Annotated in this window: 20 protein-coding genes; 3 read left to right on the forward strand and 17 right to left on the reverse strand. The window is 66.9% G+C overall.

Annotated features, from left to right (window positions below):
* Position 1 precedes the first annotated feature (1 nt).
* The 8 genes from ABLE91_RS14895 to ABLE91_RS14930 all read right to left on the reverse strand — a co-directional run bounded on the left by ABLE91_RS14895 (position 2) and on the right by ABLE91_RS14930 (position 6,857).
* Positions 2–811: a phosphatidate cytidylyltransferase gene (locus tag ABLE91_RS14895; protein ID WP_348931809.1), complete on the reverse strand. Its 810-nt coding sequence runs from the start codon at positions 809–811 to the stop codon at positions 2–4.
* Positions 808–1,578 carry an isoprenyl transferase gene (locus ABLE91_RS14900; protein ID WP_348931811.1) on the reverse strand — a complete coding sequence of 257 codons (771 nt, stop codon included), beginning with the start codon at positions 1,576–1,578 and terminating at the stop codon, positions 808–810. The genes ABLE91_RS14895 and ABLE91_RS14900 overlap by 4 nt, the downstream gene beginning before the upstream one ends.
* Before the next feature lie 26 nt (positions 1,579–1,604).
* Positions 1,605–2,168, reverse strand: a complete 564-nt coding sequence (gene frr, locus ABLE91_RS14905) for a ribosome recycling factor (protein ID WP_348931812.1) — start codon at positions 2,166–2,168, stop codon at positions 1,605–1,607.
* A gap of 71 nt (positions 2,169–2,239) precedes the next feature.
* The gene (pyrH, locus tag ABLE91_RS14910) at positions 2,240–2,956 is read right to left on the reverse strand and encodes a UMP kinase (protein ID WP_348931813.1); all 717 of its coding nucleotides are present in this window, start codon (positions 2,954–2,956) and stop codon (positions 2,240–2,242) included.
* A 17-nt stretch (positions 2,957–2,973) separates the two neighbouring features.
* Entirely contained in the window at positions 2,974–3,897 is a 924-nt protein-coding gene (tsf, locus tag ABLE91_RS14915; protein WP_348931814.1) for a translation elongation factor Ts, read from the reverse strand.
* Between the two features lie 104 nt (positions 3,898–4,001).
* Positions 4,002–5,006 (reverse strand): 30S ribosomal protein S2, encoded by a 1,005-nt coding sequence (locus tag ABLE91_RS14920; RefSeq protein ID WP_348931816.1) that lies wholly within the window; start codon positions 5,004–5,006, stop codon positions 4,002–4,004.
* 210 nt (positions 5,007–5,216) lie between these two features.
* The gene (locus ABLE91_RS14925; RefSeq protein ID WP_348931819.1) at positions 5,217–5,801 is read right to left on the reverse strand and encodes an arsenate reductase/protein-tyrosine-phosphatase family protein; all 585 of its coding nucleotides are present in this window, start codon (positions 5,799–5,801) and stop codon (positions 5,217–5,219) included.
* A 102-nt stretch (positions 5,802–5,903) separates the two neighbouring features.
* Positions 5,904–6,857 carry an SDR family oxidoreductase gene (locus tag ABLE91_RS14930; protein ID WP_348931821.1) on the reverse strand — a complete coding sequence of 318 codons (954 nt, stop codon included), beginning with the start codon at positions 6,855–6,857 and terminating at the stop codon, positions 5,904–5,906.
* A 95-nt stretch (positions 6,858–6,952) separates the two neighbouring features.
* Between ABLE91_RS14930 and ABLE91_RS14935 the strand changes: the two genes are divergently transcribed.
* Both ABLE91_RS14935 and ABLE91_RS14940 read left to right on the forward strand, forming a co-directional pair.
* Positions 6,953–7,558: a TetR/AcrR family transcriptional regulator gene (locus ABLE91_RS14935; RefSeq protein ID WP_348931823.1), complete on the forward strand. Its 606-nt coding sequence runs from the start codon at positions 6,953–6,955 to the stop codon at positions 7,556–7,558.
* Between the two features lie 101 nt (positions 7,559–7,659).
* Entirely contained in the window at positions 7,660–8,451 is a 792-nt protein-coding gene (locus ABLE91_RS14940) for a crotonase/enoyl-CoA hydratase family protein (protein ID WP_348931825.1), read from the forward strand.
* Here the strand turns inward: ABLE91_RS14940 and gcvA are convergent.
* The 3 genes from gcvA to ABLE91_RS14955 form a co-directional block, all read right to left on the reverse strand.
* Complete coding sequence (gene gcvA / locus ABLE91_RS14945) at positions 8,436–9,332, reverse strand: transcriptional regulator GcvA (protein WP_348931827.1); 897 nt, start codon at positions 9,330–9,332, stop codon at positions 8,436–8,438. The two genes, ABLE91_RS14940 and gcvA, sit on opposite strands and share 16 nt — an antisense overlap.
* A gap of 7 nt (positions 9,333–9,339) precedes the next feature.
* On the reverse strand, positions 9,340–12,783 hold the full coding sequence (gene dnaE / locus ABLE91_RS14950; RefSeq protein ID WP_348931829.1) for a DNA polymerase III subunit alpha: 3,444 nt from the start codon (positions 12,781–12,783) through the stop codon (positions 9,340–9,342).
* Between the two features lie 220 nt (positions 12,784–13,003).
* Positions 13,004–14,119 (reverse strand): linear amide C-N hydrolase, encoded by a 1,116-nt coding sequence (locus ABLE91_RS14955; RefSeq protein WP_348931831.1) that lies wholly within the window; start codon positions 14,117–14,119, stop codon positions 13,004–13,006.
* 166 nt (positions 14,120–14,285) lie between these two features.
* Here ABLE91_RS14955 and ABLE91_RS14960 point away from each other — a divergent pair, with 166 nt between their 5' ends.
* The gene (locus ABLE91_RS14960; RefSeq protein ID WP_348931833.1) at positions 14,286–14,720 is read left to right on the forward strand and encodes an EamA family transporter; all 435 of its coding nucleotides are present in this window, start codon (positions 14,286–14,288) and stop codon (positions 14,718–14,720) included.
* A gap of 61 nt (positions 14,721–14,781) precedes the next feature.
* On the opposite strand, the gene ABLE91_RS14965 is transcribed toward ABLE91_RS14960, so the two are convergent.
* From ABLE91_RS14965 to ABLE91_RS14990, 6 genes are all read right to left on the reverse strand, one after another.
* Positions 14,782–15,495, reverse strand: coding sequence for an ABC transporter ATP-binding protein (locus tag ABLE91_RS14965; RefSeq protein ID WP_348931835.1), 714 nt, complete (start codon positions 15,493–15,495; stop codon positions 14,782–14,784).
* A complete protein-coding gene (locus tag ABLE91_RS14970; protein ID WP_348931837.1) occupies positions 15,495–16,784 on the reverse strand; it encodes a lipoprotein-releasing ABC transporter permease subunit in 1,290 nt (429 codons plus the stop codon). The genes ABLE91_RS14965 and ABLE91_RS14970 overlap by 1 nt, the downstream gene beginning before the upstream one ends.
* A gap of 14 nt (positions 16,785–16,798) precedes the next feature.
* Positions 16,799–18,121, reverse strand: coding sequence for a proline--tRNA ligase (proS, locus tag ABLE91_RS14975; RefSeq protein ID WP_348931839.1), 1,323 nt, complete (start codon positions 18,119–18,121; stop codon positions 16,799–16,801).
* 579 nt (positions 18,122–18,700) lie between these two features.
* Positions 18,701–18,973, reverse strand: coding sequence for a DUF1467 family protein (locus tag ABLE91_RS14980; RefSeq protein ID WP_348931840.1), 273 nt, complete (start codon positions 18,971–18,973; stop codon positions 18,701–18,703).
* A gap of 12 nt (positions 18,974–18,985) precedes the next feature.
* On the reverse strand, positions 18,986–19,390 hold the full coding sequence (gene mce, locus ABLE91_RS14985; RefSeq protein ID WP_348931842.1) for a methylmalonyl-CoA epimerase: 405 nt from the start codon (positions 19,388–19,390) through the stop codon (positions 18,986–18,988).
* Positions 19,391–19,421: 31 nt separating this feature from the next.
* Complete coding sequence (locus tag ABLE91_RS14990) at positions 19,422–21,089, reverse strand: ribonuclease J (RefSeq protein WP_348931844.1); 1,668 nt, start codon at positions 21,087–21,089, stop codon at positions 19,422–19,424.
* Positions 21,090–21,095 lie beyond the last annotated feature (6 nt).

Here is a 21,095-nt window from a genome sequence, read left to right on the forward strand (position 1 = left end):
CCTACCACAGCAGGAGGCCGGATGCAGGCGCGTCGAAATTGCGTGCCAGCCCGAACAGGACGGCAACCAGTGCCGCGGCCATGAATCCGTCCAGCCGGTCCAGCAGGCCGCCGTGGCCAGGGATGAAATTGCCGGCGTCCTTCACGCCATAGGCGCGCTTGAATGCGGATTCGGCAAGATCCCCGAGCTGCGCGGCCACGCTCAAGGCGAGGCCGAGGACGACCGTGGCCGGCACGAAACGCAGCCCCGTCACCAGCAGCAGCGCGCATCCGGCAGCCGTGCCGATGAGGGTGCCACCGATGGCACCCGACCAGGTCTTGTTGGGAGACAGGCGCGGCCAGAGCTTGGGGCCGCCAAATATGCGGCCGACGAAATAGGCGCCGATGTCCGTGCTCCAGACGATGGCATAGATGAACAGCACGGCCGACAGGCCGATGCGGTCCTCGCCCCTCAGGACGAGCATGGGCAGACAGGCGATGGCGGCGACGAGCACCCCTGCCCCGCCGGACACTCCGCTGCGGGTCAGGAGGGCGCACACGAGCGCCGCCACCAGCACCGCGGGCAAGGCGTATTGCTCCGCCGACAGGTAGATGCCGCCGGCGGCAACCGCCACGCCGCACAGGCCGACGATGAGAAAGGGAATGCCCGGCTTGAGCCGTGCCACATGACCCCAGTCATGGAGTACGCCCGCCGCGGCCACCATCCACAGCAGCACGAACGCGATACCGCCGAGATAGGTCACCCCGAGCACGACGGGAACCATGATCAGCGCGGAAACGGTACGCCGCGCGAGGTCCGACCCGATGATCACGAGCGCGCGCTGCCCGCGCGAGCCGTCACGCCTCCGAAGCGCCGGTCACGCCGGGCGAATTCCTCCAACGCACCGAGCAATGCCGCCTCGTCGAATTCCGGCCAGTAGATGGGCAGGAACACGAACTCAGCATAGGCAGCCTGCCACAAAAGGAAGTTGGACAGGCGCTGCTCGCCGCTGGTGCGCACGATGAGGTCGGGATCGGGGATGCCCGCCGTGTCGAGATTCTCGCTTATGCGCTCGACGGTCACATCCTCGGGCTTCAGTTCGCCCGCGGCCACTTGGGCTGCGAGGCGGGCGGCGGCGGCGGCGATCTCCTGCCGCGCGCCATAATTGAAGGCGATGACGAGGGTCAGGCCGCCATTGTCCTTGGTGAGGTTCTCCGCCTCATCCAGGAGGCCGGCGATCTCGCGGGAGAGGGACGCACGCTCGCCAATGATGCGGACCCGCACATTGTTCGCGTGAAGCTCGGCAAGGTCGTGCCGCACGAAGCGCTTCAAGAGGCCCATCAGCTCGGACACTTCCTGCGCCGGCCGGGACCAGTTCTCGCTGGAGAAGCTGTAGATGGTGAGATAGCGGATGCCGATCTCGCGGGCGGCGCGCACGCAGCGGCGCAGCGCCTCCACCCCGCGCCGGTGTCCCTCGAACCGGGGAAGGTTGCGGGAGGTCGCCCAGCGGCCGTTGCCGTCCATGATGACGCCCACGTGGACGGGCACGCAGGCGGGAGCCTTCGCTCGCGTCGCTGAGGCCCCCTCGCGGATGGACATCGCCGCTCCCCCCGTATGAAACCCTCTCAGACCGAGAGGATTTCCTTTTCCTTGTGGGCCAGGGTCTGGTCCACCTCGGTGATGGTCTCGTCGGTGGCCTTCTGCACCTGGGTCGACATGCGCTCCAGATCGTCGGCGCTGATATCCCCGTCCTTTTCCAGCTTCTTCAGGTTGTCCATGCCGTCGCGGCGCACATGGCGCACGGAGACGCGGGCCGCCTCGGCATATTTATGCGCCACCTTCACCATTTCCTGGCGACGCTCCTGGTTCAGCTCGGGGATGCGGATACGCAGCACCTGCCCCTCGGTGTTCGGGTTGAGCCCGAGATTGCTGTCGCGGATCGCCCTCTCGACCGCGCTGACCATGGCGCGGTCCCACACCTGCACCGAGAGCATGCGTGGCTCCGGCACCGAGACGGTAGCCACCTGGTTGAGCGGCATGTGGGTGCCGTAGGCGTCCACCTGGATGGGCTCAAGAAGGCTCGCGGAGGCGCGGCCGGTGCGCAGACCGCCGAGTTCCTTGCTCAGCACCGCAATCGCGCCCTGCATGCGGCGCTTGAGGTCGGCCAGATCGAATGCCTCGATGGACATGTCTTACCTCTGTTCTTCATTGCCGGCTTTGGCCGGGGCGAGTCCACGTTTCAAGCGGGCATCGCGCGGGATTAGGGCGCGACCACCGTCACGTGGCCTTCCCCCTTCGCGGCTGCCACGATCGCCCCGGGTTCCCGGATCGAAAATACGATTATCGGCAAGGCCGCTTCACGGGCAAGGGCGAAGGCAGCGGCGTCCATGACCTTCAGGTCATAGGCCAGCGCCTGATCGTGGGTCAGGCGCTCATAGCGCTTGGCCGTGGGGTCGAGCTTGGGATCAGTGTTGTAGACACCGTCCACATTGGTGGCCTTGAGCACGGCGTCGCAATCAAGCTCGGCCGCGCGCAGCACCGCGCCCGTGTCGGTGGTGAAATACGGATTCCCGGTGCCGCCGGCCAGGAGCACGATTCGCCCACGCCGCAAATGGCGCATGGCCGGCTGGCGGGCGTAGGGCTCGCACACGGTCGGCATGGGGATGGCCGACATGGTGCGGGCCGGCTCGCCGGCCGATTCCACGGCCTGCTCCAGAGCGAGGCAGTTCATGACGGTGGCGAGCATGCCCATATGGTCGGCGGTCGCCCGGTCGAGGTCCTCGCCGGCCACCCGCGCACCGCGCAGGATGTTGCCGCCACCCACCACCACGGCCACCTCGCAGCCCAGCGCGCGCGCGGCGACGAGATCACGGGCGATGCGGGCGACGGTCGGCGGATGGAGGCCGAACGGCTCGGGTCCCATCAAGGCCTCGCCGGAGACCTTGACGAGGATCCTGGGATAGGGAAGGTCTTTCATGGCCTCCCCTCCCCCGGTCAGGACTGGCCCGCCGCAGCGGCGACTTCCGCCGCAAAATCGGTCTCTTCCTTCTCGATGCCCTCGCCGAGGACGAAGCGCGTGAAGGCCTTGATCTTGATGGGAGCGCCGACCGCGCCCTCATTCTCCTTCAGCACCTGCGACACCGACTTCGAGCCGTCGTGCACGAAGGCCTGCTCCAGCAGCGTGACTTCCTTGAAGTAGGTCTTCATGCCGCTTTCCGCGATCTTGTCCTGCACGTTCGCCGGCTTGCCCTGGTGCTTCTCCAGGAGGATGGCCTTCTCGCGGGCGATGGTCTCGGGGTCGATTCCGGATGCATCGAGGGCCACCGGGCTCAGGGCGGCGATGTGCATGGCGATCTGCCGGCCGAGGACGGAGAGCTTCTCCACGTCACCCTCGGATTCCAGCGCCACGAGCACGCCGATGCGGCCCATGCCGTCGGCGACCGCGCCGTGGACGTAGGAGGCAATCATGCCCTTGTCCACGGTGAGCTTCACCGAGCGGCGCAGCGTCATGTTCTCGCCGATGGTGGCGATGAGCGAAGCGAGCTTGTCGGCAACCGTCACGCTCTCGCCCGGGAAGTGGGCGGCGGCCAGCGCCTCCACGGAGCCGTCCGTGTTGAGGGCGATCTTCGCTGCCTCGCGCACGAACGCCTGGAAATCGGTATTGCGGGCGACGAAGTCGGTCTCGGCATTCACTTCGACGGCAGTCGCGTAGTGGCCCGACGATTCGACGGCGACCAGGCCCTCGGCGGCGACGCGGCCGGCCTTCTTGGCGGCCTTGGCGAGGCCCTTCTTGCGCAGCCAGTCGATGGCGGCTTCCACATCGCCATTGGTCTCGGTGAGGGCGGCCTTGCAGTCCATCATGCCGGCGCCAGTCTTGTCGCGCAGCTCCTTCACAAGCCCTGCCGTGATCGCGGCCATCGTCTCAATCCTTCTTCTTCTCGCACCACGGCCGGCTGCGGGTCTCCCGAGCCGGCCGCCGGGGCGTTTGCCCCTAACCTAAACTGTGTTCCGCGAAAGGGAGTTCACTCCACCTCGGCGGAAGCCTCCTTCGCCTGGGCGATCCAGCCGTCCACGCGGCCCGGCAGGCCCACTTCTTCGCCGATCAGGTGCGCGTCGTGCGCATCGAGGCCGGCGATCTGGGTGAGGTGGAAGATGCCGAGATCGTTCAGCTTCTGCTCGATCTCCGGGCTCACGCCCGTCAGCTTCTTCAGGTCGTCGGCCACGCCGCGCGGGCCGGACAGGGGCTCGAGCGAGGTCCAGATGCTGACTTCCTCGACCGGCAGGTCTTCCACCAGCGGGGCTTCCGCCGCGCCGGCATCGCCGAAATCGCCGGCGCCGCGCGAGATGCCGTCGATGGCGGCGCGGGCGACGAGGTCGCAATAGAGCTGGATGGCGCGGCCGGCATCGTCATTGCCAGGCACCGGGAAGGCGATGCCGTCGGGATCGCAATTGGTGTCGAGGATGGCGGCCACCGGGATGCCGAGGCGCTGGGCCTCCTTCACGGCGATGTCTTCCTTGTTCGTGTCGATCACGAACAGCAGGTCCGGCAGGCCGCCCATGTCGCGGATGCCGCCGAGGGCGCGTTCCAGCTTGTCCTTTTCACGGGACAGCGTCAGGCGCTCCTTCTTGGTGTAGCCCGAGCCCTGCTCGGGACCGGAGAGCATCTCCTCCAGCTTCTTCAGCCGGGCGATCGAGTTGGAGATGGTCTTCCAGTTGGTGAGCATGCCGCCCAGCCAGCGGGAATTCACGAAATACTGCGCGGAACGGCGGGCGGCGTCGGCCACCTGGTCCGCGGCCTGGCGCTTGGTGCCGACGAACAGCACGCGGCCGCCATTGGCCACCGTGTCGGACACGGCCTGGAGCGCGCGGTGGAGCGCGGGCACGGTCTGCGACAGGTCGATGATGTGGATGTTGTTGCGAACACCGAAGATGTGCGGAGCCATCTTCGGATTCCAACGGTGGGCCTGATGGCCAAAGTGAACGCCAGCTTCAAGCAGCTGGCGCATCGAATAATCGGGAAGCGCCATTTTGGTTTCTCCGGTTGAGCCTCCGCGGACGTACCCTCGGCCCGTCGGGGACGAAGGCACCGGATGGCCGATATGGCCGAATGTCCGCGTGCGGAATGGCGCGGCTTATAGGCGAAGGGCCGGAAAGAGGCAAGGGCGGAGGCCGCCGCGCGTGCGCAATGCGGATCGTCCGGCGCTTCCGTGTCCGGCGCGCAGCGGTATTCCGGAGATTTACGGCGTGGTCTTGGCCTTGGTCCCGGCGGCTCTCGCCGCAATGGCCGCCCTCTCCGCCGCCGCCTTTTCGACCGCTGTGGGAACGAGGGTGGTCAGCTCGGAAAACATGCGCTCATAAGCATCCATGGGCTTGCCCCAGGGATCTTCCACATCTGCCGGACCGCTCCCGGCATATTCGGAGAGGGTGAATGTCTTTCCGGCAGCTTCGGGGAAGACCGCGAGGAGATGGTCCTTGTGCTTCTGCGTCAGGGTCAGAACCACGTCCGAACGCTTCATGTCCCGGTCGGTCACCTGCGCCGCCACATGCCCAGAGAGGTCCACCCCTTTCCGGCTCCACAGGACCTGCGCGTTCATCTCCACCTTCTCCTCGTAGGGATTGACGTCGATCCCCCGCGAGATGAAGCGCGCGTCGATGGTGTGGGAGAGCGCATAGATTCGCGCCATGGTCTCCGCGGTGATGCTGCGCCCGGTATTGCCGGTGTCCACGAACGCGATCTTCAGCGGTCCCACCTGCGCCGCCGCAGGCAGCAGCGACAGGGCCAGAAGAAAGAGCGCCCCCAAAACCCGGATGATCTCTTTCATGGCTGCCCCTTCACCACTCATTCGCATGTGGCTGAAGGGCTAGCCGATGTCTTTGTCACGCGCACAACAGGCCGGCGCGATGCCGGCCCGGTCCGAGCAAGTTCAGGCGACGCTCGCCATGGCCGGGAGGGTGAAGGAAACACCGGTGAGGCGCTCTGATTCTTCCCACAGGCGGCTCGCCACAACTTCGTTCCGCGCCTGCGGCGCCACGAAGGACGGCGCGACGGCCCCCTTCATCTCGTAGAATCCGTTCGGGCCGTAATATCCGCCGGTCTCTGCCTGCGGGGAGGTGGCGGCGAACAGGGTCGGCAGAGCGCCCCCGGCCGCCGAATGGCTGAAGAGGGGTGCCATCACCTTCGACAGTATCCAGGTCCCGGAGAATCCGCCTTCCGAGCGCGGCCCGTTGGCGATGAGGTCGGTGCGCGCCCAGCCGGGATGGGCGGCAGTGCTGGTGATCCGCCAGCCGCCCATGTCGCTGCGGCGCTGAAGCTCGAAGGCGAACATGAGCATGGCTAGCTTGGACTGCTGATAGGCGGCCCAGGGCCTGTAGCGGATATTGCTCTGGAGATCGGCAAGCTCGATGGCGCCCGCGCGGTGGGCGAGGCTGCTGAGATTGACCACCCGCGCCCGCTCCGCCTTGCGCAGCAGCGGCATCAGCCGGCCGGTCAGGGCGAAATGGCCGAGATAATTGGTACCGAGCTGCATCTCGAAGCCGTCCGCCGTCTCGTGGCGACGTGGCAGGGACATGACGGCGGCATTGTTGACGAGGAGGTCGAGCGCGGCCCGGCCGGCCAGGAGCGTGCGGGCGAACGCCTCCACCGAGGCAAGGCTGGAAAGGTCCAGGAGGCCGAAGGACACCTTTGCATCGGGCACCTTTGCCTTGATGGCCGAGACCGCCGCCTTGCCCTTCTCGGGATTGCGGGCGGCGAGAATCACCTCGGCGCCGGCTCCGGCGAGCCCCAGCGCGGTCTCAAACCCGAGCCCTCCGGTCGCGCCCGTGACCACCGCGAGGCGGCCGACCTGGGAGGGAATGTCAGAAACGGTCCAGCGAGACATGGCTCGATCTCCGTGAAACCATCGGCTCTAATGCCGAAGCGATAAATATGCACTTAGTGCAATTTTGCGATAAGTGCAATATTATGGACCTCACGATGCCGTCACATGAGAAAGCGCCCTCCCCGCCCGGCCTGCGCGACCGCAAGCGCCGGCAGACGCGCGCGCGCATTCAGGGTGCGGCGAGGGCGCTGTTCCTGGAGCGGGGCTATGAGGGGACGACCGTGGACGAGATCGCGGCGGCGGCGGACATCTCGCGGCGCACCTTCTTCCACTATTTCTCCTCCAAGGAAGACCTGGTCCATTCCTGGCAGGACGACTTCAAGGCGGCGCTGATGGCAGGCGTCGCGGCGGCGCCCGCCGAAGCGTCGCTCTGGGAGGCGAGCGAGGCCGCCATCCTCGGCGCCATCGGCAAGGTGAATCGCGAGGAAGCCTTGGCCTTCGAGGCCATGAAGCAGTGCACGCCGGCGCTCAAGGCGCGTGACCAGCTCAAATACGAGCAATTGGAGCAGGTCTTCGCCACCGCCTTGGAAAAGCGCCTCCCCCCGGACGCGCCGGCCCTTTCGGCGCGGTTCGTCGCCATGATGGCGGTGGGCGCCTTGCGCCTCCTGGGCGAGAGCTGGAGCCGGGACGCGCCGGAAGAGGCGCCGGAAGCCTATGCCCGGCGCCTGCTGGAGATCGCCCGCAAGGCGGCTGGCGTCTAATGAGCGTCGGGTGAGCAACGCTCACCCGAGGATGCGGATTTCGCGTTTGCCGCCTTGCGTCTTCAGGACCAGCTTCGGCTCCGAAGACACAAGGAGCCGTCATGTCCAATCCCGTCCTCTGCGACATCAGAGAAGGTATCGCCACCCTCACCCTGAACCGGCCGGAAAAACTCAACGCCATCGACTATGCCATGGCCGATGCGATCGTGGCCTTTCTTGACACGCTGGAGACCGATCCCTCGGTGAAGGCGGTCATCCTCACCGGCGCCGGCGAGCGCGCCTTTTCCGCCGGCGCGGACATCGCCCAGTTCCGCAAGAGTGTGCGGCTGGGGGTGCAGACCGCCGTGCGGGACTTCGTGCGGCGCGGGCAGGCCATGACGGCGCGCATCGAGGCCTATTCCAAGCCGGTCATCGCAGCGGTGAACGGCCTTGCCTTCGGCGGTGGATGCGAGATCACCGAGGCCGCCCATCTCTCCATCGCCAGCGAGAAGGCGCTGTTCGCCAAGCCCGAGATCAATCTCGGCATGCCGCCCACCTTCGGCGGCACCCAGCGCCTTCCCCGGCTCGCCGGCCGGAAGCGGGCGCTGGAGCTGCTGCTCTCCGGCGATCCCTTCCCGCCCCAGCGCGCCCTGGAGATGGGGCTCGTGAACCAGGTCGTGCCCCATGCGGACCTGATGCCGGCGGCGCGAGCGCTGGCCCAGCGCATCATGCGCCATTCGCCCCTTGCCGTGTCCAGCGTGCTGGCGGCGGTGACGCGGGGAATCAACCTGCCCATCGCGGAAGGGCTGCACATGGAGAGCGAGCAGTTCGCCCGCATGGTGCCGACCCACGATCTCAGGGAGGGCCTGGAGGCATGGGTGGAAAAGCGCCGGCCGCGCTATGCGGGATCCTGAACTGCGCCCTCAAGCTCCGAGCGCAGCCAGGCCCGGAACGCGGCCACTTCCGGGCGCGCTTTGGAGGCCTCGCCCGTAACCAGCCAATAGCCCGTCGCCGCCGGCACTGGCGGGCCGAGCACGCAGGCAAGCCGGCCGGAGGCAATGTCATCCTGGGCCACCGGCAAGCGCCCCATGGCGACCCCGCCGCCGCGCGCCGCCACTTCCAAAGCGAGATGGACATTGTCGAACCGCTGTCCGCGCCCGAAGTCCACCCCCTCCACGCCGCGCTCCGCCGCCCAGGCGGCCCAGTCCTCCGAGACATTGACCACGTGGAGCAGCGTGGCGTGGGCAAGGTCCGCCACCGTCTGGATGCCGCCGGCCAGAGCCGGGGCGCAGACCGGGACGAGCCGCTCGGTGATCAGGAGCTCTTCTGAGACACCTGTCCAACCACCCTTCCCCATGCGGATCGCCACATCGATCCCATCGCGGGGAAACTCCACATTCCGCTGGGTGGTATCGAGCGTCACCTCGATCTCGGAATAGCGCTCATGGAAGCGCCCGAGACGGGGGATGAGCCAGCGCAGGCCGAAGGTGGGCGCGACGCTCACCGTAAGGCGCCCGCCCGGCACGCGTCCCGGCACGAGGTCCGTGGCGCTGGCGAGCTGCGCCAAGGCGGAGCGCACCTGCGGCAGATAGGCCGCGCCCGCCTCCGTGAGGGCGAGCTGGCGATGGCCGCGCGTGAACAAGGCGACGCCAAGCCAGCCTTCCAGCCCCTGCACCCCGTGGCTCACCGCGCTGGGCGTGACGTTCAGCTCTTCGGCCGCCTGCTTGAAGGACAAATGCCGCCCCGCCGCCTCGAACAGGCGCAGCGCATTGAGGGGCGGCAGGCGATAGGCCATGGCCGCCTCAGGCGGCCTCCACCGCCACCACGCCGGGAATCGCCTTGATCGCACCCGCGATCTGCGGGGAGACCGGATAGCGGCCCTCAAGCCGGATCTCCACCTCGGCCTTCCCTTCCTCCATCAGGAGAATGAGGCTCACCTCGCCGTCGCCCTTGGCGCCGGTGAGACGCTTGGAGATGCCCTCCAGCGGCTCCGGCGAGCGCACGAAGATGCGCAGGGCCTTGTGGTGGCGGGAGGTGGCCTCGTCCAGCCGCTCGCAGGACTGGATGCGCACGCGCACGTCTTCGCCCTGAAGCTCGGCCGCGACCATCATGAGCAGCGGCGTACCGGGCTCCAGGAAATCGCGGTAATGGGCGAGCCCCTCGGAGAAGATCACCGCCTCGAAATGGCCGGAGGGGTCGGAGAGCCCCACAATGCCCATGCGGGTGCCGGACTTGGTGCGCCGCTCCTGTCGCGAGACGACCGTCGCGGCAAGCCGTCCCGCAACGGCACCGGCACGCACAGCGCGCGAGAAATCATTGAATGGCTGCACCCGCATGCGCTGGAGCGCGGGAGCGTAGTCATCCAGCGGATGGCCGGTGAGGAAGAAGCCGATGGCGTCGTATTCCTTCTGGAGCCGCTCGGACGCGTCCCAGGGGGCGGCCTGAGGCAGCGGCAGCTCCGCCTTCACCGGGCCGGAGCCGAACATGTCGTTCTGGCCGAGCGCCCTGCCCTGCTCCTCGCGCGCCGCATGGGCGACGATGGATTCCAGCGCCGCGAACACGCGGGCGCGGTTCGGCTCCAGCGCATCGAAGCAGCCGGCGGCGGCGAGGCTTTCCAGGGTCCGCTTGTTCACCACCTTCGCCGGCAAGCGGCCGGCCAGATCGGCAAGGTCCTTGAACGGCTTGTCGCCGCGCGCCGCCACCAGCGCATCCACCGCCGCTCCGCCCACGCCCTTGATGGCGGCCATGGCGTAAATGATCTTGCCCTCCACCACCGCGAATTCGCGCGCGGACAGATTGATGGAGGGCGGCACCACCTGGATGCCGAGCCGCTGCGCCTCCTGGCGGAATTCCGCCAGCTTGTCCGTGTTGCCCATGTCGAGGGTCATGGAGGCGGCGAGGAATTCGGTCGGGTAGTTCGCCTTCAGCCAGGCCGTCTGGTAGGCGACGATGGCATAGGCCGCCGCGTGGGACTTGTTGAAGCCGTAGTCCGCGAACTTGGCCAGAAGGTCGAAGATGGTGTCCGCCTGCGCCTTCGGCACCCCGCGCTCCAGCGCGCCCGAGACGAAGCGCTCGCGCTGCTTCTCCATCTCGGCGCGGATCTTCTTGCCCATGGCGCGGCGCAGCAGGTCCGCTTCGCCCAGCGTGTAGCCCGCCAGCGCCTGGGCGATCTGCATCACCTGCTCCTGGTAGATGATGACCCCGAACGTCTCCTTCAGATAGGGCTCGAGCTTGGGGTGAATATAGTCCGGCTGGGCGCGGCCGTGCTTGCAGTCGCAATAGACCGGGATGTTGGCCATGGGGCCTGGCCGGTAGAGCGCGACCAGGGCGATCAGGTCCTCGACGCGGTCGGCCTTCATATCCACCAGCGCGCGCCGCATGCCCGCGCTTTCCACCTGGAACACGCCCACCGTCTCGCCCCGCGCCAGCATGGCGTAGCTCTTGGGGTCGTCGAGGGGGATCTTCGACATATCGAGGTCGATGCCGCGCTGGCGGATCAGCCGCGCGGCAGTCTCGATGACAGTGAGGGTCTTCAGGCCGAGGAAGTCGAACTTCACCAGCCCCGCCTGCTCCACCCATTTCATATTGTACTGGGTGACCGGCATGTCGGACTTGGGGTCGCGGTAGAGCGGCACCAGTTCGTGCAGAGGGCGGTCGCCGATGACGATGCCGGCGGCGTGGGTGGAGGCGTGGCGGTTCAAGCCCTCAAGTCGCACCGCGATATCGAAGGCGCGCTTGACCACCTCTTCCTCGTCCTGCGCAGCCTGCAGGCGCGGCTCGTCATGGATGGCCTGCTTCAGGGTGACGGGCGCGGCCGGGTTCTGCGGCACCAGCTTGCAGAGCTTGTCCACCTGGCCGTAGGGCATTTCCAGCACCCGGCCGACGTCCCGCAGCACGCCGCGCGCCTGGAGCGTGCCGAAGGTGATGATCTGGGCAACCTGGGAGCGCCCGTAGCGCTGCTGGACGTATTGGATCACCTCGTCGCGCCGGTCCTGGCAGAAATCCACGTCGAAGTCCGGCATGGAGACGCGGTCGGGGTTCAGGAAGCGCTCGAACAAGAGGCCGAAGCGCAGGGGGTCGAGGTCCGTGATCTGGAGCGAATAGGCCACCAGCGAGCCGGCGCCCGAGCCGCGCCCCGGCCCCACCGGGATGTCGTGGGCCTTCGCCCATTTGATGAAGTCCGACACGATGAGGAAGTAGCCGGGGAACTTCATCTTGCTGATGACGGAGATCTCGTAGGCGAGCCGCTCCTCATAGACCTTCGTGTCGAGCCCGGGCGCCGGCCCGTGCTTCTCCAGGCGCTGGGCAAGGCCCTCCTGCGCCTGCCGCTCCAGCTCGGCGGCCTCCGCCTCCAGGGGATCGGTGCCTTGCGTTTCGCCGGTGGTGAAGCGCGGCAGGATGGGCTTGACCGTGCGCACCCGGTAGGCGCAGCGCCGCGCGATCTCCAGGGTGTTGGCCGTCGCCTCGGGCAGGTCCGCGAACAGCTTCAGCATCTCCGCGCGGGTCTTGAAGCGGTGCTCGGCGGTGAGGCGCCGCCGGTCCCCTTCCGAGACCATGCGGCCCTCGGCGATGCAGATCAGGGCGTCGTGGGCCTCATAGTCCGCGTGCGAGCCGAAGAACGGTTCGTTGGTGGCGACGAGGGGAATGGAGCGGGCATATGCGAGGTCGAGCAAGTGCGGCTCGACGAGGCGCTCCTGATCCATGCCGTGGCGCTGGAGCTCCATATAGAGCCGGTCGCCGAACATATCCTGCAACTGCCCCAGCCGCTCGGCGGCCAGTTCGCTGTGCCCGCCCGCCAGGGCCCGGTCGATGGGCCCGGCCATGCCGCCGGTAAGCGCGATCAGTCCCTCATTGGCGCCGGCCAGCCAGTCGAGGGCGATGCGCGGCTCCTCGTCGCTCGGGGTTTCGAGGAAGGAGCGCGACACCAGGGTCATCAGGTTGCGCCAGCCCGCCTCGCGCGATGCCAGAAGCACCATGCGCGGCTTCTTCGCCGCCACCGCCCCGCGCGGGCCGGCCGGCTCCGGCAGGTCGAGTGCCAGCGCGCAGCCGACGATGGGCTGGATACCCGCGCCCACCATCTTCTCGCAGAATTCCAGCGCGCCGAAGAGGTTGCCCGTGTCGGTGAGCGCCAGCGCCGGCTGGGAATCCGCCTTGGCGAGGTCCGCCAGCTTGCCGAACGAGAGCGCCCCCTCCAGCAGCGAATAGGAGGAATGGACGTGGAGATGGACGAAGCCGGGATCGGGCATGGGGGCTCAAATGGGGCGCGAGACGAGTCGGGGCAACACACAGCTTAGCGCGGATCGCGTGCCGGACCATGAGCCAAGCCCTGCAGATGCCCCGCTATTCACTTAAACCGCCGTCGTGCCCGGGCTTGTCCCGGGCATCCACGCCCCTCCCCAAGCCCGCACCTAGCGGAGCCCCGTGGATGGCCGGGACAAGCCCGGCCATGACGGTTGCTCTTGTCGGCTACGGCTTCGGAAACGCCAAAGCGGGCGGGGCCATCTGCGGCTTCAGGGGGGCGGTGGCTACGCTCTTCGCATCGAGGTCGAAGCTCATGAGATCGATGCTGCGCAGCACCTGATCGTCATAGGTCTTCACGTAATAGCGCTTGTTGGTGAGGTCCGCGACCGAGGTCCACTGGGTATATTCCAGGTCCTTGTTGTCGCCCTTGTCGGCTCGGATCCAGCCCACCGGAATGTCGAAATTGTTGGCGATATGCTCGGCGAGGCGCACGCTCTCGATGCCACTGGGCTTCTTTTCGGCGGAAACCGCATAGCCCAGCGCGCGGATGAAGCGCGAGGGCGGGGTCGGATCGCCGGGGATGCCGAGAAGGCCGGAGCCCTGGCCGAAGGACGCGATGGTCTGCCCCTCGATCTGGAGCGGCGCGGCATTGGCGGCGGAGAGCTTCACATAGTTCTTCAGGTTGGTCAGGTGCCAGTCGAAGGTGGGTGCATTGGTCATGACGCCGAACGGGTTGTCATAGACCTTCAGCACCCCGTCCACCGGCTCGATCACCAGAGAGGCGCCCGAAGCGTCGTGGATCGTATAGTGGAACGGTGGGGTGATCCCCATGGTGGCCTGCTTGACGTTCACCACGGAGATGCCGGCAAGCCCCGCCTTCACTTCCGCCACGGTGGCGAAATTGGTGAGCACCCAGGTCAGCACGTCCCACGGCGCCAGGGACTTGGCAGGGTCTGCCTTGGCGGGGTCTGCATAGCCCACATAATCGGGGAAATAGAGGATGCCGCCGGCAAGCCCCTTCTCGTTCACGCCGTCGGTGACCACGGGCAGGCCGAAGGCATTGAGACCCGTGGCGGCATATTTGCTTTTCCACGCCATGGCGCCGGGCTTGCCGTCCGGCCCACTGGCCGCGAGCGCGAACTGACGTGGGATGACGATGGCGTCGGAATCGAGCTTGAAGCCGAACTCCATGGTGCGGCCATAGACGGCCCCGCCATCGGACGTGCGGATCAGGAAGCTGGTGCAGGCCTGCGCGGCCGGGGCGCAGCCCAGGACACCGGCGAGCGCGATGGCGAGCACACCGAACCCGTGGCGCCTCCGAAGGCGTGTGAGCAAAGACATGGACAATCCCCCCGACACCCGCGTGCGCCGCCCGACGGGCCGCGTGGTGCACCGTGACCATGGTGCGGGATCACGGCGGGAAAACGGCGACCGCGCCACCGCAAAGCTTTGGTTCTGCTATTAGAATCTCTCAATATGGCGACGTGTGAAACGCGGAGGGCACGGCATGAAGACGTTTGTCGGAAGCTGGCAGTTCTGGGCCCTCGGCGCGGCCGTGTTCGCGGCGCTCACCGCCATCTTCGCAAAGGTGGGCGTCAGCGCGGTCCATAGCGACCTCGCAACGCTGATCCGCACCGTGGTCATCCTCGCCATCATCGCCTTGGTGGTCACCGCCGGGAACGCCTGGCAGCCGCTCGAGACCATATCGTCCAAGACGTGGCTGTTCCTGGTGCTTTCAGGCCTCGCCACCGGGGCCTCGTGGCTCTGCTATTTCCGCGCCCTTCAGCTTGGCGATGCTGCGCAGGTGGCACCGCTCGACAAGCTCAGCGTGGTGATGGTGGCGGTGTTCGGCACCCTCTTCCTGGGCGAGCGGCTCTCGGCGGTGAACTGGCTCGGCGTCGTGCTGATCGCCGGCGGCGCGATCCTCGTGGCGCTGCGGTGACGCGCCGTCTTCGCAAGAGATGCCCGGGTCGAGCCCAGGCATGACGACCAAAGAAGGTCGCTTACTCCATCTCCACCACGGTCCCCTCGTGCAGGGTGACCCGGCGGTCCATCTGCGCGGCGAGGGTGAGATTGTGGGTGGCGATGATGGCGGCGACGCCGGTCGCATGCACCAATTCCGTGAGCGCGCCGAACACATGGTCCGAGGTCTTGGGGTCGAGGTTGCCGGTGGGTTCGTCGGCCAGAAGCAGCCGCGGCGCGTTGGCAAGGGCGCGGGCAATGGCGACGCGCTGCTGCTCACCGCCGGAGAGTTCGGACGGGCGATGCGTCAGGCGGTGGCCGAGGCCGAGATAGGAGAGAAGCTCCTTCGCCCGGTCGTCCGCCGCCTTGCGCGACAGGCCCCGGATCATCTGCGGCAGCGCCACATTCTCCAGGGCCGAGAATTCCGGCAGCAGATGGTGGAACTGGTAGACGAAGCCCACATGCAGCCGGCGGATGCGCGTGCGCTCCGCATCCGAGAGCTTGGCGGTGGCGCGCCCATCGATGAACACTTCTCCCTCGTCCGGGTGCTCGAGCAGGCCGGCGAGGTGCAGCAAGGTGGACTTGCCCGTGCCGGAGGGCGCCACCAGCGCCACCGACTGGCCGGGCTCGATCACGAGGTCGGCGCTTTTCAGCACCTCGATGACGCCTTCGCCCTGCGTATAGCGGCGCGCGACGCCCACCAGCGCCATGGCGGCGGGCACGGATTGGGTCTCGGAGGGAAGCCCTGCGTGCATCACTCGTATCTCAGGGCTTCGACGGGATCGAGCCGCGCCGCCCGCCAGGAGGGATAGAGGGTGGCGAGCAGCGAGAGGACAAGGGCCATGATCACCACGGACGTCGTCTCGCCAGCATTCATCTGTGCCGGCAGCTTGGAGAGATAATAGAGCTCCGGCGAGAACAGCTCGGTCGAGGTGAGCCAGGAGATGAAGCGGCGGATCTCCTCGATATTGAGGCAGACCAGGACGCCCAGCAGCAGCCCCACCACCGTCCCCACCACGCCGATGCTCGCGCCGGTGATGAGGAAGATGCGCATCACCGCGCCCTGGGTCGCGCCCATGGTGCGCAGCACGGCGATGTCGTGCCCCTTGTCCTTCACTAGCATGATGAGGCCGGAGACGATGTTGAGCGCCGCCACCAGCACGATCAGGGTCAGGATGAGAAACATCACGTTCCGCTCCACCTGGAGCGCGTTGAAGAAGGTGGCGTTCCGCTGCCGCCAGTCCACCACATAGACCGGCCTTTCGGCCGCGGCGATGATGGCGGGGCGCAGCACGGCCACATCGTCGGGATTGTCGATATAGACCTCGATTGCGTTCACATCGCCCGCGCGGTTGAAATAGGCCTGCGCCTCCGGCAGCGGCATGAAGACGAAGGCGCCGTCATATTCCGACATGCCGATCTCGAAGACGGCGGCCACCTTGTAGACTTTGATGCGCGGCGAGGTGCCCATGGGCGTCACCGCCCCGCGCGGCGCCACGAGCGTGATGTTGTCCCCGGCCCGAAGCGAGAGCTGGTCCGAGAGGCGCTTGCCGATGGCGAGCCCCTGCCCCTGGTCGAAGCCCTCCAGGGTGCCGCTCTTGATGTTGTTGGCGATGGAGGGCAGCCCGCGCAGGTCCTGCTCCGTGAGGCCCCGCACCAGCACGCCGGAAGCGTTGTAGGCCGAGGAGGCGAGCGCCTGGCCTTCCACCAGCGGCACGGCGAGCTTCACGCCGTTCAGCTTGGCGATGCGCGCGGCGACGTCCTTGTAGTCGGTGAGCGGCGTCTCCATGGGCTGCACCAGCAGGTGCCCGTTGAGCCCGAGGATCTTGCCCAGCAATTCCTGCCGGAAGCCGTTCATGACCGCCATGACGATGATGAGCGTCGCCACCCCCAGCACGATGCCGAGGAAGGAGAAGCCGGCAATGACCGAGATGAAGCCCTCCTTGCGGCGGGCGCGCAAATAGCGCAGCGAAAGCATCCATTCGAACGCGGAAAAAGGCCGGGTGCCCGTGGGCTCCGGCCGGTCCGCCGCGCTTGCTGCCATGCGCTGCGCTCCTGTCACGTGGTCAGTCTCTCGATGGCGTCGTTGAGGCTCATCAGCTCGCGCGAGCCGTCGATGCGGCGCTTCAGTTCCACCTTGCCGTCGGCGAGGCTCTTGGGGCCGACAAGCACCTGCCAGGGCAGGCCGATGAGGTCGGCGGTGGCGAACTTGGCCCCTGCCCGCTCGTCCGTGTCGTCATAGAGCACGTCGATCCCGGCGGCGGTGAGCTTCGTGTAGAGCTGGCCGCAGGCGGTGTCGGTGGCGGAATCACCCACCTTCAGGTTGAGGATGCCCACCTGGAACGGCGCCACCGCGTCCGGCCAGATGATCCCCGCCTCGTCGTGGGACGCCTCGATGATGGCCGCCACCAGCCGCGAGGGGCCGATGCCGTAGGAGCCCCCGTGGAGCAGATGCTCGGCGCCGTCCGGCCCCTGCACCTTGGCGCCGAAGGGCTCGGAATATTTGGTGCCGAAATAGAAGATGTGGCCCACCTCGATGCCCCGCGCGGCGAACCGGCGCGCCTCGGGGATCGCGGCGAACTCCGCCTCGTCGTGCTTCTCGGAGGTGGCGGCGTAAAGCTCGGTCCACTGGTCCACGAGGTCCTGCAAGCCCGCCTTGTCATCGAAGTCGGTGCCGATGCCGGGCACGGGCTTCTCGAGATAGTCGGCATGGCCGAACACCTCGCTCTCCCCCGTGGAGGCGAGGATGATGAATTCGTGGGAAAGCTTGCCGCCGATCGGTCCCGTATCCGCCACCATGGGAATCGCTTTCAGCCCCATCCGGGAGAAGGTGCGCAGATAAGCGACGAACATCTTGTTGTAGGAATGGCGGGCGCCGGCTGCATCGAGATCGAAGGAATAGGCATCCTTCATCAAAAACTCGCGCGAGCGGTAGACGCCGAAGCGCGGGCGCACCTCGTCCCGGAACTTCCACTGGATATGGTAGAGGTTCAGCGGCAGGGACTTGTAGGATTTCACGTAGCCCCGGACGATCTCCGTGATCATCTCCTCATTGGTGGGCCCGAAGAGCATCTCGCGCTCATGACGGTCGCGGATGCGCAGCATCTCCTTGCCGTAATCATCGTAGCGCCCGCTCTCGCGCCACAGATCCGCCGACTGGATTGTGGGCATCAGCAGCTCGATGCCGCCGGCGCGATTCTGTTCTTCGCGCACGATATTGCAGACCTTGTTGAGCACGCGGTGGCCCAAAGGCAGCCAGGCGTAAATGCCGGCGCTCTCCTGCCGCACCATGCCCGCCCGGAGCATCAGCCGGTGGGACACGATCTCCGCCTCCTTCGGCACTTCGCGAAGGATGGGCAGGAAATAACGGGACAGGCGCATGATGGGGACTCAAAGGCTGGGATGGGCAGGGCGCCGCCAGTGAAAGCGGAACGGTCGATAAAACACAAGCCCAATGCGGGCCAGCGTGTTGCAACGCAACAAATCATCTATTGCGGCGCAAGGATGACAAAGGGGTAAATCTTGTTCTACTTTGCACAGGTCAAAAGAAAGGGGTCCGCCATCGTGCCTGTTCAAGGCATCTTGGGAGAGGTCCAGGTCTCGGGAGGAAGGTCAAACAATAAGCCGCCCGACGACCGCCTCCTAGGCGCGCGATAATCGGAAGCGGCACGCACGAGTTCGGACGGCTGCACCCGCGTCGGACTATAAAAAAGTGCAATTGAGATCAGGGCGAGGCAATGGCCTCGCCCTTTTTCTTTTTTGCCGAGGCGCTTTGAAATTTCGATGGATTGTCGCCCCGCTTTTGTCTTGGACACGCAAAAGCGAAGCTTGAGCGCAGATCCGCGGCCCAGCACAAAAATTCCGCGAAGCAGTCAATCCGCGGCCAGCGCCTGAGCCGAGCTCATAAGCGGAGAATCTAGACGCGCTCTCACACGCGCGTAGTCAGCTGATGACCGGGCCCTATTGGTTGTCCGTCTTGAACGGCATGGGGAAGTCTTCCAGCTTCACCACCCCGCTCGTCCCGATCCAGAAAAGCCCCGACGTGATAATGGCCGCCACGATGGTCGTGGCAATGGCCTTCTTCACCAGCATCGGCCGCGCCGGCGCGCCCGGATCGGTGCCCGGCTCGACGTGATTCTCTTCCGCCTGGGTGCGCACGCCCCATGGCAGGATGGCGAACAGAATCGTCCACCAGACGATGAAATAGATGGCGAGATAGGTTCCGATGGCCACGTGATCCGGCCCTCAGGCCTGTTCCAGCTCCACCAGCGTGCCGGTGAAGTCCTTGGGGTGGAGGAAAAGCACGGGCTTGCCGTGGGCGCCGATCTTGGGCTCGCCGTCGCCCAGCACCCGCGCACCGCTGGCTTTGAGCTGGTCGCGGGCGGCGAGGATGTCGTCCACCTCGTAGCAGATGTGGTGGATGCCGCCATCCGGATTGCGCTCCAGGAACTTGGCGATGGGCGACGCTTCGCCCAACGGCTCCAGAAGCTCGATCTTGGTGTTGGGCAGGTTGATAAACACGGTGGTCACGCCATGGGCATGCTGCTGCACCTGCTCGGACACGTCGGCGCCCAGCGTGTCGCGATAGAGCGCGGTGGCGGCAGCGATGTCGCGCACCGCGATGGCAACGTGATTGAGCCGTCCGATCATCGTCCCCTCCTCACCGCGAAGCCTGATGCTATCAGACCTCGACAATGTGGACGTGGCAAACGGGCTTTTTGCCCCAGAGCCCGTTGACCGCACCGCGAACCGCCCGCTCCAGGGTTTCCGAAAGGGCATCGGGATCGCGGCGGCGGGCGCGGGGCAGGCCCTCGAAGGTCGTCACCACCGTGTCGAGGATGTGGTCGAGCACGTCGATGCCGCCCTCCCCCCGCTCCGGCAGGCCCGTGGCCTCCACGCTGGGATCGCCCACAAGGCTGCCCTTGGCATCGAGCGCCAGGGCCACCGACACCACGCCCACATAGCTCAGCTTGCGCCGCTCGGGGATGGTGCGGGCCTGCTCGGGAATGAGCAGCCGGCCATCCTTGTAGAGACGGCCGAAAGGCACATCGTCCACCCGCTCGGCAGGGCCGGGCGCGAGGCGCACCACATGCCCGTCGGAGCAGACCACCACTTCCGGCACGCCGAGGCGCCGGGCCAGTGCCGCATGCTCCGCCATGTGGAGCGGCTCGCCATGCACGGGCACGGAGACCTGCGGGCGCACCCATCCGTACATCTGCTCCAGCTCGCCCCGCCGGGGATGACCGGAGACATGCACGAGGCCGTCCTTGTCGGTCATGACATGGATGCCGCGCTTCACGAGCCCGTTGATGACGTTGTTCACCACCTTCTCGTTTCCGGGAATGGTGCGCGAGGAGAAGACCACGAGGTCCCCCTTGGACAGGGCGATCTCGGGGTGGTCGTCCTCGGAAATGCGCCGCAGGGCCGCGCGCGGCTCGCCCTGGGAGCCGGTGAGCAGCGCCACCACCTTGTCGCGCGGCAGGTAGCCATAGGCATCGGCGCTGCGGAACGGGGGAATGCCGTCCAGCATGCCGTGTTCGCGGGCAACCCCGATCACGCGGTCCATGGCGCGGCCCACCACCACCACCTCGCGGTCGTTCGCCATGGCGGCCTCGCCGATGGAGCGGATGCGCGCCACGTTGGACGAGAAGGTGGTGAAGCACACGCGATGCTTCGCCTTCGCCACCACTTCCTTCAGCGTGGCGGCCACTTCCAGCTCGGAGGGCGAGATGCCGTCGCGGGTGGCGTTGGTGCTGTCGCAGATCATGGCCCGCACGCCCTCATCGCCCAGCGCCTTGAGGCGGGCGATATCGGTGACGTTGCCCACCACGGGCGTCGGGTCGAGCTTCCAGTCGCCGGTATGCAGCACGAGGCCCGCTTCCGTGCGGATAGCGATGGCGTGGCTGTCGGGGATGGAATGGGCGACGGGGATGAATTCAAGCTCGAACGGGCCGAGCCGGAACGGCGCCCCGGCGCGGATAATGGTGATGGGCACGTTCGGCGCGCCGGGCTCGGCCCAGCGCTTTGCCTCCAGCAGCCCCGCGGTGAAGCGCGTGGTGTAGACCGGGCATTTCAGGCGCGGCCAGAGGTCCAGCACCGCGCCCACATGGTCCTCATGGCCATGGGTGAGCAGCAGGCCCTCGATGTTCTTCTTCTCTGCCTCCAGGAAGCGGATATCGGGCAGCACGAGGTCCACGCCGGGCGCTTCTTCGCCGGCAAAGCTCATGCCGAGATCCACCATCAGCCAGCGCCGGCTGCGGCGCGGGCCAAACCCGTAGAGGCCGAGATTCATCCCGATCTCGCCCACCCCGCCGAGTGGCGCGAAGACCAGTTCATTCTGTTCGGACATGACTGG

The sequence above is a fragment of the Aquabacter albus genome, assembly GCF_040049275.1.
Lineage (GTDB): Bacteria > Pseudomonadota > Alphaproteobacteria > Rhizobiales > Xanthobacteraceae > Aquabacter.